Origin of the sequence: Pseudomonas sp. CFSAN084952, assembly GCF_009648855.1 — a bacterium.
In the GTDB taxonomy this organism is placed as follows: domain Bacteria; phylum Pseudomonadota; class Gammaproteobacteria; order Pseudomonadales; family Pseudomonadaceae; genus Aquipseudomonas; species Aquipseudomonas paracarnis.
Genome location: NZ_CP045767.1, coordinates 189,119 through 201,345 on the forward strand (window position 1 = coordinate 189,119; position 12,227 = coordinate 201,345).

The 12,227-nt window shown below is 60.2% G+C and carries 10 protein-coding genes; 2 read left to right on the forward strand and 8 right to left on the reverse strand.

Going from position 1 to position 12,227, the window contains the following annotated elements; genetic code table 11:
- Positions 1–97: 97 nt before the first annotated feature.
- The 5 genes from GH769_RS00915 to GH769_RS00935 form a co-directional block, all read right to left on the reverse strand.
- Positions 98–1,261, reverse strand: coding sequence for a type III PLP-dependent enzyme (locus tag GH769_RS00915; protein ID WP_014716890.1), 1,164 nt, complete (start codon positions 1,259–1,261; stop codon positions 98–100).
- A 444-nt stretch (positions 1,262–1,705) separates the two neighbouring features.
- Entirely contained in the window at positions 1,706–2,863 is a 1,158-nt protein-coding gene (locus GH769_RS00920; RefSeq protein WP_014716891.1) for a betaine/proline/choline family ABC transporter ATP-binding protein, read from the reverse strand.
- Positions 2,860–3,513: an ABC transporter permease gene (locus tag GH769_RS00925; RefSeq protein ID WP_003188473.1), complete on the reverse strand. Its 654-nt coding sequence runs from the start codon at positions 3,511–3,513 to the stop codon at positions 2,860–2,862. Before GH769_RS00925 ends, GH769_RS00920 begins: the two co-directional genes overlap by 4 nt.
- 12 nt (positions 3,514–3,525) lie before the next feature.
- On the reverse strand, positions 3,526–4,419 hold the full coding sequence (locus tag GH769_RS00930; RefSeq protein WP_032904006.1) for a glycine betaine ABC transporter substrate-binding protein: 894 nt from the start codon (positions 4,417–4,419) through the stop codon (positions 3,526–3,528).
- 19 nt (positions 4,420–4,438) lie between these two features.
- On the reverse strand, positions 4,439–5,155 hold the full coding sequence (locus tag GH769_RS00935) for an ABC transporter permease (RefSeq protein WP_004372306.1): 717 nt from the start codon (positions 5,153–5,155) through the stop codon (positions 4,439–4,441).
- A 332-nt stretch (positions 5,156–5,487) separates the two neighbouring features.
- Here GH769_RS00935 and GH769_RS00940 point away from each other — a divergent pair, with 332 nt between their 5' ends.
- Together GH769_RS00940 and GH769_RS00945 are read left to right on the forward strand one after the other, a co-directional pair.
- Positions 5,488–7,071: a peptide chain release factor 3 gene (locus GH769_RS00940; RefSeq protein WP_003188476.1), complete on the forward strand. Its 1,584-nt coding sequence runs from the start codon at positions 5,488–5,490 to the stop codon at positions 7,069–7,071.
- A gap of 226 nt (positions 7,072–7,297) precedes the next feature.
- On the forward strand, positions 7,298–7,558 hold the full coding sequence (locus GH769_RS00945) for a hypothetical protein (protein ID WP_032904007.1): 261 nt from the start codon (positions 7,298–7,300) through the stop codon (positions 7,556–7,558).
- Between the two features lie 73 nt (positions 7,559–7,631).
- Here GH769_RS00945 and GH769_RS00950 read toward each other — a convergent pair whose 3' ends face one another.
- The 3 genes from GH769_RS00950 to GH769_RS00960 form a co-directional block, all read right to left on the reverse strand.
- A complete protein-coding gene (locus GH769_RS00950; protein ID WP_020301281.1) occupies positions 7,632–9,890 on the reverse strand; it encodes a TonB-dependent siderophore receptor in 2,259 nt (752 codons plus the stop codon).
- A 393-nt stretch (positions 9,891–10,283) separates the two neighbouring features.
- Positions 10,284–11,255 (reverse strand): peptide ABC transporter ATP-binding protein, encoded by a 972-nt coding sequence (locus GH769_RS00955; RefSeq protein WP_014716895.1) that lies wholly within the window; start codon positions 11,253–11,255, stop codon positions 10,284–10,286.
- Positions 11,255–12,223: an ABC transporter ATP-binding protein gene (locus GH769_RS00960; RefSeq protein WP_014716896.1), complete on the reverse strand. Its 969-nt coding sequence runs from the start codon at positions 12,221–12,223 to the stop codon at positions 11,255–11,257. Before GH769_RS00960 ends, GH769_RS00955 begins: the two co-directional genes overlap by 1 nt.
- Positions 12,224–12,227 lie beyond the last annotated feature (4 nt).

Genomic DNA, 12,227 nt, shown 5'->3' on the forward strand with positions numbered 1-12,227 from the left:
GCCGCCCTGGACGCTCCGCGTCCGCACTTGAGCGCGTAACGCAGAGCGTCACAGGAGGCGTTCCCACGCAGAGCGTGGGAACGATCGGAGGGGGGGGTTAAACGTAGAAGGATTTCAGCGGCGGGAACCCATTGAACTCCACCGCGCTGTAGCTGGTGGTGTAGGCACCGGTCGACAACCAGTACAGACGATCACCAATGGCCAGGTTCAACGGCAGGCCGTACTTGTAGTTTTCGTACATGATATCGGCGCTGTCGCAGGTCGGGCCGGCGATGACCACTTCTTCCATCTCGCCTTTCTTCTCGGTCCAGATCGGGAACTTGATGGCTTCGTCCATGGTTTCGATCAGGCCGGAAAACTTGCCCACATCCGTGTACACCCAGCGCTCGACGGCGGTACGGGACTTGCGCGCCACCAGCACCACTTCGCTGACCAGGATGCCGGCGTTGGCGATCAGCGAACGGCCAGGCTCCAGGATGATTTCCGGCAGGTCGTCACCGAAGTCTTCTTTAAGGAAACGGATGATTTCTTCGGCGTAGGTTTCCAGGCTGTTGGTGCGGGTGATGTAGTTGGCCGGGAAGCCACCGCCCATGTTGATCAGCTTCAGGTGGATGCCGTCTTCTTCTTTGAGGCGTTCGAAGATCACCTTGACCTTGGCGATGGCTGCGTCCCACACGCTGATGTCGCGCTGTTGCGAGCCGACGTGGAACGAGATGCCGTAAGGCACCAGGCCCAGGTCGCGGGCGAGGATCAGCAGGTCCATGGCCATGTCGGTCTGGCAGCCGAATTTACGCGACAACGGCCAGTCAGCAGTGGTCGAGCCTTCGGTGAGGATACGCACATACACTTTCGAACCCGGCGCGGCCTTGGCGATGTTGCGAAGGTCGGCTTCGGAGTCGGTGGAGAACAGACGCACGCCCTTCTCATAGAAGTAGCGGATGTCCTTGGATTTCTTGATGGTGTTGCCGTAGCTGATACGGTCGGCGCTGACGCCGCGGTCCATGACCTTGTCCAGCTCATAGATCGAGGCGATGTCGAAGCTCGAACCCTTGTCTTTCAACAGGTCGATGATCTCAACGGCCGGGTTGGCCTTGACGGCGTAATACACCTTGGCGAATTCGAAACCGGCGCGCAGGTCGTCGTAGGCCTGGCTGATCATCGCGGTGTCGATCACCACGAACGGGGTTTCTTGCTTGTCGGCGAACGCCTTCATTTTGTCAAAAGTGGCGCGCGCGAAATAATCTTCGACGTTGATCGACATGCTGGGAACTCCTAAGGGCAAACTAATTTGATCAATGGGTGCAAATGAACGTCCTCCGTATCCCCACTTTGGTTCGCCTACTTCCCAAGGCATGTCGCCGAAAGCAAAAAGGCCATGGGGTAAGCTGCCCTTGGCCTTGCTGTCTCGTCGTCAGTACTTGAGCCGGATGGATCGTTTCCAGCATGGACGTTCGGCGCGAACTTTAGGGCTTGGCGGGCGTGGGATCAACTAAAAATGTCGCGTTTTTGCACGCGTTCGTCGCGCGGCCGCGTGCAGCTACTTATGTAACCGACCGGTGTGACGGATTGATGTTCCCCGGATGGGGCCAATCAGATGGATTTGCGGTGTATTCATCGCAGGCAAGCCAGCTCCCACATTTGAACTGCATTCTTATGCTGGAATGCATTCCCCTGTGGGAGCTGGCTTGCCTGCGATAGCGATCTATCAAGCCAAAGCAGTTTCGGCAGGCGAGACAATGCTGGTCTTGCCGCCACGGGATTTACCGGAACTCAGGTACTCGGCAATCGACTCCTGGGTCACTTCACCCAGGAACACGCGCTCGGCATCCATCACCGGCAACCACGAACGGTTGAACTCGTACATGCGCGACAGCAGGATGCGTAAATGCTCGTCGTACGCCGCCGTGGCATTGAACTCGCGCAGGTACTGGCCGCAGGTGCCGGCCTGGCGGTGCAGGTCGCGACGGCGTACGTAGCCCAGCGCCTTGTTCTCCGAACAGGTGACCACCACATAGCGGCGGTCGTGCTCGTCCATCAATTCCAGCGCATCGGCCACGGGTGTTTCCGGGCTCACCGACGGGGCGTTGTCCGCCGCGTCTTCGGCTTTTACCAGCAGCAGGCGCTTGAGGGTGCTGTCCTGGCCCACGAAATTGCTGACGAACTCGTCGGCCGGGTGCGCCAGCAGCGTGTCCGGGTGGTCGATCTGCAGCAGCTTGCCGGCGCGGAAGATGGCGATCTTGTCACCCAGCTTGATGGCTTCGTCGATGTCATGGCTGACCATGATCACGGTCTTGTTCAGCGCGCGCTGCATCTCGAAGAATTCGTTCTGGATCATCTCGCGGTTGATCGGGTCGACCGCGCCGAACGGCTCGTCCATCAGCAGCAGCGGCGCATCCGCCGCCAGGGCGCGGATCACACCGATGCGCTGTTGCTGCCCACCCGACAATTCACGCGGGTAGCGATGCAGGTACTGCTTGGGCTCCAGCTTGATCATGCTCATCAATTCGCGGGCGCGGTCGTGGCATTTTTGCTTGTCCCAACCGAGCAGCTTGGGCACCACCACGATGTTTTCTTCGATGGTCATGTTGGGGAACAGGCCGATCTGCTGGATCACGTAGCCGATGTTACGGCGCAGGGTTACTTCATCGAGGTCGGTGGTGTCTTCGCCGTTGATCAGGATCTTGCCCGAGGAGGGCTTGATCAGACGGTTGATCATCTTCAGCGTAGTGCTCTTGCCGCAGCCCGAGGGCCCCAGGAATACGCAAATTTCGCCTTCGTTGACGGTCAGGCTTACATCGTTGACGGCGGTGACGGTCTTGCCGTTGCTTTGAAAAGTCTTGGACAGGTTTTGAAGTTCGATCATTTGAGCAATCCTTTTGGAGTCAGCGAGCGTTGCAGCCATTGCAGAAGCAGGTCGGCGAAGATGGCCAGGAGACTGACCAGCACGGCGCCGACGATCAGCATCGACATATCGCTGCGGCTGATGGAAGCCAGAATAAGTACACCCAGGCCACCGGCACCGATGGTGGCGGCGATGGTCATCACACCGATATTCATCACCACGGCGGTACGCACGCCAGCGAGAATCACCGGCACCGCAATCGGCAGTTCGACCATGCGCAGGCGCTGGCCGAAGGTCATGCCGATGCCGCGTGCGGCTTCGCGAATGCCTGGCTCAACGCCGGTGAGGGCCAGGTAGGTGTTACGCATGATTGGCAGCAGGGAGTAAAGGAACACGGCGGTGATCGCCGGCATTGGCCCCAGGCCCTGGCCGAACTTGGAGTAGAACGGCAGCAGCAGGCCGAACAGCGCGATGGATGGCACGGTCAGCAACACTGTGGCGCTGGCTTGCAACGGGCCGGCCAGGGTCGGGAAGCGCGTCATCAGAATGCCCAGGGGCACGCCGATGAAGATCGCGAGGATCACTGCGATGCCGACCAGGGTGATGTGCTGCCAGGTCAGGTGCAGGACCTGGGCCCAATCAAGATGGGAAAAGGCGTTCAAAAATTCCATGTCTTCTCCTTTTTAGTTGATTGGATGTTGGCGCAGGAAATCGGCGGCAACGGCGGACGGGCTTTCATGGTCGACGTCGACCCGTGCATTGAGCTGACGCATGGTTTCATCGTCGAACAGGTGGGCCAAAGGCTTGAGTTCGGCGGCCAGTTGCGGGTGTTTGTCGAGGTATTCCTGGCGGATCACCGGGGCTGCGGTGTAATCCGGGAAGTAGTGCTTGTCGTCTTCGAGCAGCTTCAACTTAAAGGCGTTGAGGCGCCCGTCGGTGGTGTAGACCAGTCCGGCAAACACCTGGCCATTACGCAGGGCGGTGTAGACCAGGCCCGCGTCCATCTGCCGGGTGTTTTTGCGCGTCAGGTTCATGTCGTACAGCTTGACCATGCCCGCCAGGCCGTCGGAGCGGTTGGCGAACTCGGTGTCCAGGGCGACCAGGCGCTGTTCCTTGATGTCCTCGGCCATGGCGTTGGTGAGATCGCTGATGCTGTTGATCTCGGGATGTTCCTCAGCAACTTTCTCCGGCAGTGCCAGGGCGTAGGTGTTGCTGAAACGCGACGGCGACAGCCAGACCAAGCCTTTTTTCGCATCGAGTTCTTTGACCCGAGCGTAGGACTGCTCGCTGTCGAGTTTCTCGTCGATATGGTTGTAGGCCACCAGCGACACGCCGGTGTATTCCCATATCAGGTCCAGTTGCCCGCTTTCCTGGGCACTGCGCGCCAGGTTGCTGCCCAGGCCGCCGGTCACGCGGGCGTCGTAGCCCTTGGTGCGCAGGTATTGGGAAGTGATTTCGGCGAGCAGGGTCTGCTCGGTGAACACCCGGGCGCCGATGCGGATCACGGGTTTTTCGGCGGCTTGCGCAATACCTGCAAGCAGCAGGACGCAGCCTAATATCAAGCTCAGTTTTTTCATGTGAATTCCTTTACCGGGCTTAAGACGGGCGTAACCCGCGTTCCAGCCAGAGGCGGCTGGCCATGGTCACCAGGCCATCAAGCAGCAATGCCAGCAGCGCGGTGCAGGCGGCGCCGAGCAACAGTTGCGGCTGGTTGTTCAGGGCGATGCCGGGGAAGATCAGGCTGCCCAGGCTGTTGGCGCCAATCAGGAACGCCAGCGGTGCGGTACCGACGTTGATCGCCAGGGCCACGCGCACACCGCCGATGATGATCGGCACGGCGTTGGGCAGCTCCACGCGAAACAGCACCTGGCGCGGCGTCATGCCGATGCCGGTGGCGGCTTCCTTGAGGGAGCCCTGAACGTTTTTCAGGCCTTCGTAGGTGTTGCGTACGATGGGCAGGAGCGAGGCAAGGAACAGCGCGAAGATGGCCGGGCCGCTGCCGATGCCGAGGACGCCGAGGGCGATGGCCAGTACGGCCAGGGGAGGGACGGTGTTGCCGATGTTGAAGATCTGCATGAAACGTTCTGCGCGCCCGACCATGTTGGGTCGGCTGAGCAGGATACCGGCGGGGATGCCCACAATCAGGGCTGCCAGCATGGAGACTAGGACGAGAATCAGGTGAGCTTGCAGGTAAAACAACAAATCGTCGCGGTACAGTTCGATCGTGTTGATGCCGATCCAGTGGACCAGCAGGGCCAGGAGCGCGACGACAACCGCGCCTCCTATCAGCCCTTTGCCATAGCGAATAGCCACAGGCGGACTCCTTTTTTTCTTTTGTCGGCGAACACATTTTCCGGCGGCACTGCCATTCCTGGCTGCCTCTGAATGAGTTCGCGAAAAGCAACTCGCCGATACTGGCAATGCAGTATGCGATCGAGCCATGAGCGCAGCCTCGTCAGGCTAACTTGCTGATATTTCAGCCCCTGTTCCGAGTGCGATAGCAGGGGAGTGGACGTCTCGACCTTTTAAAAGGTTCCACACTTGGGCGCATTTAGCCACCCCCAATGGGCTCAACGGTGGTCCGTACCCTCGCGTTTGCGCTATACTCGCCGCCCTTTTTTGACTCACCTGCCAGGCGATTTCCCATGACCCACCAGGCCGCCGAAGTCGCGAAACGCCGCACTTTCGCCATTATTTCCCACCCCGATGCCGGTAAGACCACCATCACCGAAAAGCTGTTGCTGATGGGCAAGGCGATCGCGGTGGCCGGCACGGTGAAATCGCGTAAATCCGACCGCCATGCCACCTCCGACTGGATGGAAATGGAAAAACAACGGGGTATTTCCATTACCACGTCGGTCATGCAGTTCCCGTATCGCGAGCACATGATCAACCTGCTCGACACCCCGGGGCACGAAGACTTCTCCGAAGATACCTACCGCACCCTCACCGCGGTGGACTCGGCGCTGATGGTCCTCGACGGCGGTAAAGGCGTCGAACCGCGCACCATCGCGTTGATGGACGTGTGCCGTCTGCGTGACACGCCGATTGTCAGTTTCATCAACAAACTCGACCGCGATATCCGCGACCCCATCGAGTTGCTGGATGAAATCGAAGCCGTCTTGAAGATCAAAGCGGCGCCGATCACCTGGCCGATTGGTTGCTACCGCGACTTCAAGGGCGTGTACCACCTGGCCGACGACTACATCATTGTCTACACCGCCGGTCACGGCCATGAACGCACCGAAACCAAGATCATCGAGAAGCTCGACTCCGACGAAGCCCGTGCCCACCTGGGCGACGAGTACGATCGTTTCGTCGACCAGCTGGAACTGGTGCAGGGCGCCTGCCATGAGTTCAACCAGCAGGAATTCCTCGACGGCCAACTGACGCCGGTGTTCTTCGGTACCGCGCTGGGCAACTTCGGTGTCGACCACGTGCTCGACGCCGTCGTGGACTGGGCGCCAAAGCCCCTGGCCCGCGTTGCCAACGAGCGCACCGTGGAACCGGTGGAAGAGAAATTCACCGGCTTCGTGTTCAAGATCCAGGCGAACATGGACCCGAAACACCGCGACCGTATCGCCTTTATGCGCATCTGCTCCGGCAAGTACGAAAAAGGCATGAAGATGCGCCACGTGCGCACCGGCAAGGACGTACGCATCGGCGACGCCCTGACGTTCTTCTCCTCCGAGCGTGAACAGCTGGAAGAGGCGTTTGCCGGCGACATCATCGGCCTGCACAACCACGGCACCATCCAGATCGGCGACACCTTTACCGAAGGCGAAGCCCTGGGCTTCACCGGCATTCCGCATTTCGCCCCGGAACTGTTCCGCCGCGTGCGCCTGCGTGACCCGCTCAAGTCCAAGCAACTGCGCCAAGGCTTGCAGCAATTGGCCGAAGAGGGCGCCACCCAGGTGTTCTTCCCCGAGCGCAGCAACGACATCATCCTCGGCGCCGTGGGTGTGCTGCAGTTCGATGTGGTCGCCAGCCGCTTGAAAGAGGAATACAAGGTTGAGTGTTCGTATGAGCCGATCACCGTGTATTCGGCGCGCTGGATTGATTGCAGCGATAAGAAGAAGTTGGAAGAGTTCTCCAACAAGGCCGTGGAAAACCTGGCAATCGACGGCGGTGGTCACCTGACCTACCTGGCGCCGACCCGCGTCAACCTGGCGCTGATGGAAGAGCGTTGGCCGGATGTGAAATTCCGCGCGACCCGCGAACACCACTAAGGTTTGAGCGGTTCAGAGAATGTGGGAGGGGGCTTGCCCCCGATAGCGGTGTGTCAGCCAGTGTATTGGGCTCTGACACTCCGTAATCGGGGGCAAGCCCCCTCCCACATTTTGACCTCCTAAAGGCTGGGGATTGGCGGTAATCCGGCATCGCGACTAGCGTAAACGCTGGTGGCAGTTAATGACTGCCGTGCGGGGCCCATTTACTGACTGGACGGAATCGATCATGAGTATTTTTCAACGAATAGTGCTGTTGATGAAAGTGCTGGTGCTGTTGTCGTTGGGGATGTCGACGGCCTGGGCGCATAACCCGGTACCGAGCGCAGCGGTGGTGACCAGTGGTCAGGCATCGCACTTGCAGTTGGCCAAGTCCGAAGCCGAACCAGGCGATCAGGGCCAGGGCGGCAGCGAGGGTGATGATGACTCTACTACCGACGAGCCCGACAGCGACGACGCAGACGCAGACGAAGGCGATAGCCAAACGTAGGCTCGCTAGAAAGAAAGCGCCTCCCGCCAGCCTATAGCTGGTGGGAGGCGCTTTTCAGACCTCAAACAATGCCTTAGAACGATGTAGTCACCGACGCGAAGTAAGCGCGGCCCGGTTCATTGTAGGTCTGGGCACCGGCGTCGTCGGCGTTACCTTTGCGAGACAGGCGCTTGTCCAGGAGGTTGTTGATGCCCACGCGTACGCTCAGGTTTTTGCTGAATTCGTAGCCGCTGCTCAGGCCCATCAACCCGTACGGGTCGACGTCCTGCTGGGCGCTGCGCTCGTAACTGCTGGCGCTGCGTGAGTTGAGCGTCGGTGCTTCTTGTTTGCCGTAATAGGTGCCGCTGACCTGGAATGACAGCTTGTCAGTGGCTTGCCAATCCAGCGTGGTGTTGACGGTGTACTTGGGGATGATGCTCAAGGGCTCGCCGGTGTCCTTGTCCTTGGAGTCGATCATGTAGGTCAGGTTGGTATTCAAGTCCAGATCATCGCGCAGGCTGATGAACAGGTTGCCTTCAACGCCCTGCACCAAGGCGGGCCCGCTGTTTTCCCACTCCAGCACGCGGCGACCGTTGCCCAGGCGGAAGGCCGCCTCGTTACTGGCGTTGATCTTGTTCTTGTAGTCATTACGGAAGTACGTCGCACTGGTACGCCAGGTGCCCTTGTCGAAAGCCAGGCCGATTTCCTTGTTGACGCTGATTTCCGGCTTCAGGTCGCGATTACCCACCAGGTAGCAACCGCCCATGTTGGCTTCGCTGGCGTTGCAGCCATTGCCACGGCTGTACAGCAAATAGTTCGGGTTGGACTGGTACAGGTTGGGTGTTTTATAGGCGCGGGCGATGCCACCCTTGATGCTCAATTCATCGGTCAACTGGTGCGAGGCGTTGAAGCTGGGGCTCCAGTTGCCGCCGTATTCCTCATGGTCGTCGAAGCGCAAGCCAGGCGTGATGACAGTCTTGCTGCCTAGCTCGATGTTGTCCTCGGCAAACAAGGCGTAGCTCGAGGCGGTGGTCTTGGTGCTGTTGCGGCTCACGCCCGGGATGGCGGGGACGCCGCCGGTGCCTGGGTCATAGCTTTGCGGGCGCAACGAGCCTGGGTCGTTCATCGACTCGTAGAGGTACTCGCTGCCCAGGGTCAGCACCTGTTCGGCACCGACGCTCAGGGGCAGGTTGACCTCGGCGGTGGCCCGAGTGTTGCGCAAGCGCGACTCGAAACGGCCTGCGCTGGCAGACGGCGCACCCTCGCCAGAACCGGCCAGGCCTTCATTGAGGCGTTCGTTGCGGGTCAGGTCGTGGGTTAGCGAAGCCAGGGTCGAGCCCCAGTCGAACTCGCCGCGGTGCGTGGCAGAAAAGCTGCTGCGCTGAATCACACTGGTTTCCTTGCCCACCAAGCTTTCCACGAATGCGCCACCGCCGTTGAGCATGGTATCACCGGCGAAAATATTGCCCTGGCGGCTGTAGCTGGCTTCCAGGTCGAGGGTTTGCTCGGGGGTGAACTGCCAGCTCAGCAAGCCGTTCACGTCTTTATTGCGCACGCCTTCGCGGCCGGCCACCAGCGAGTCTGGGGTCGCCTGTGCTGCGCGGTTGATGTCGGCGTCATCGGCGTCGGTCTTGTTCAGGCCGCCATAGACGCGGAACGCCAGTGTGTCGGTCAACGGGCCGCTGAGGTTGAAGTTGGTGCGTTTGCTCGCGCCTTCGGCATCGTTTTCGGGGAAGGCGGTGTAGGCGGTCAGCGAGCCGTGCAGTTGGTCGGTGGGGCGTTTGGTGATGATGTTGATGACACCGCCCATGGCACCGGAGCCATAACGGGCGGCGGCCGGGCCGCGCAGGATTTCAATGCGTTCGACTTCTTCGGCCGGCACCCAATTGGTTTCGCCACGGGTATCGCGGTCGCCGCTCCAGCCATAACGCACGGCGTTTCGGGAGGTGGACGGCTTGCCATCGATCAGGATCAGGGTGTTTTCCGGGCCCATGCCGCGCAGGTCGATTTGGCGGTTGTTGCCACGGCTGCCGCTGGAACTGTTGCCGGTCAGGTTCACGCCCGGCTCGCGGCGGATGATCTCCGACAGGTCGTTGGTGGGCGGGCGTTTCTTGATGTCTTCGGCGGTGATGATCGACACACCGGGCGCCTGCTTGAGTTCTTCGGCAGCGGTGCCCAATACACGCGTTTCGCCCAGCACCAGGGCTTGGGGCGTGCCATCCACAGGCAGGTCTGTCGCTTGGATCGGCACTTTATCGCGCTCTTTTTCCACACTCTGCGCCAGCAGCGCGGGGGACGAAAGGGTAGCGATAAACGCCAGCGAGAGATGGCTGAGCCTGAATTGAGACGACATGTCCACAAAGTCCTTTAGGAGGGGCGATTGAACGAGAGGCGTCTGAATTTTTGTCGTGCATCCAGCGCTCTCCGTGCGTCGTAATGGTATTGATTCTCAAACAGAAGTAAATTGCATTTACAATCTATACACTTTTCGAAACGCTCTGGCTCAATGTTTTCAGGGCTTTTGGCATGGGTTCAAACGGTATGTTTTTTGTTACAACCGCGCAAAAAAAAGCCCCTCCAGCCAGACTGATGCGCAATCTGGCGGGAAGGGCGATGGAACTCGATATCACGCATTACCCCTGTGGGAGCGGGCTTGCTCGCGAAGACGGTGTGTCAGCAACCCATCTGTAGCTGAACCCACGCATTCGCGAGCAAGCCCGCTCCCACAGAGGGAAACAATGTTGCTTCAGGCCACGAATTGCTCCGCGTAGTGACAAGCCACCTGCCGGTTATCCAACGGCCGCAACAGCGGCTCCTCACTGCTGCAGCGCTCGGTCGCATACGGGCAGCGCTTGTGGAACGCGCAACCCGGCGGCGGGTTCAGTGGGTTGGGCAGTTCGCCGACGATCTTGATCTTTGGCTTGCTCGGGTCCGGGTGAATGGTCGGCGTGGCCGACAGCAGCGCCTGGGTGTAAGGGTGCAGCGGGCGTGCGTAGATGTCTTCCTTGGGGCCCACCTCAACCGGGCGGCCGAGGTACATCACCATCACATCGTCAGCTACGTGCTGTACCACCGCCAGGTTGTGGGAAATGAACACGTAGGCGGTGTTGAATTCCTGCTGCAAATCCATGAACAGGTTAAGCACCTGTGCCTGGATCGACACGTCCAGCGCCGAGGTCGGTTCGTCCGCCACCAGCACCTTGGGTTGCAGCATCATTGCCCGAGCCAGGGCGATACGCTGGCGCTGACCACCGGAGAACATGTGCGGGTAGCGCTGATAATGCTCAGGGCGCAGGCCCACTTGCTTCATCATCGCCTGCACTTTTTCGCGGCGCTCGGCAGCGGACAGGTGGGTGTTGATCAGCAGCGGTTCGGCCAGTTGATCACCGACTTTCTGGCGTGGGTTCAACGAGGCATAGGGGCTCTGGAACACCATCTGCACGTCTTTGCGCAATTGCTTGCGCTGAGCCTTGTTGGCGCCGGCCACTTCTTGCCCGGCGATTTTCAACGAGCCCGACGAGGGCTCTTCAATCAGCGTCAGGGCGCGGGCCAGGGTGGATTTGCCACAGCCCGACTCGCCTACCACGGCGAGGGTCTTGCCGGCTTCCAGCTCAAAAGACACACCATTAAGAGCACGCACGGTGGCATGGCCCTTGAACAGGCCACGGGACACTTCGTAGTGACGGGTGAGGTCGCGGGCGGTAAGTACGACGGCCATTACGCCACCTCCTGGTTCAACGGGTAGAAGCAGCGGGCAAGGCTGTTGCTTTTCGGATCGAGGCCCGGCCGCTGGGCGCGGCAGGAGTCCTGCACATACGGGCAGCGCGGCGACAGCAGGCAACCCTGCGGACGGTCATAGCGGCCCGGCACGATGCCCGGCAGCGTGGCCAGGCGCGTGGCACCCAGGCTGTGCTCGGGAATCGCCTTGAGCAACGCTTCGCTGTACGGGTGTGCCGGAATGTCGAACAACTGCGGCACCTGGCCGACTTCCACTGCCTGACCTGCGTACATTACGCAAACGCGCTGGGCGGTTTCAGCCACTACCGCGAGGTCATGAGTGATCAGCACCAGGCCCATGTTCTGCTCTTTTTGCAGGGCCAACAGCAGCTCCATGATCTGCGCCTGGATGGTCACGTCCAACGCAGTGGTCGGTTCATCGGCGATCAGCAGTTTCGGTTCGCCGGCAATCGCCATGGCGATTGCCACGCGTTGGCTCATACCACCGGACAATTGGTGCGGGTAGGCATCCATACGGCTGGCAGCGCCTGGGATCTCGACCTTTTCCAGCAGCTCGATGGCGCGTTTGCGTGCTTGTTTGCCGGACATTTTCAAATGCAGGCGCAGCACTTCTTCGATCTGGAAACCCACGGTGTAGCTGGGGTTCAGCGCGGTCATCGGATCCTGGAACACCATCGCCAGGTCTTTGCCGACGATCTGGCGGCGCTGGCGGTTGCTCAACTTGAGCATGTCCTTGCCGTCGAAGTTCAGCGCATCGGCGGTGACGATGCCGGGGTGCTCGATCAGGCCCATCAGCGCCATCATGGTCACGGATTTACCCGAGCCCGACTCGCCAACGATTGCCAGGACTTCGCCCTTGTCGACGGAAATGTCGAGGCCATCGACCACCGGCACGGCGGTCTTGTCGCCGAAGCGCACGTTGAGATTCTTGATTTCTAACAGTGACATGGGA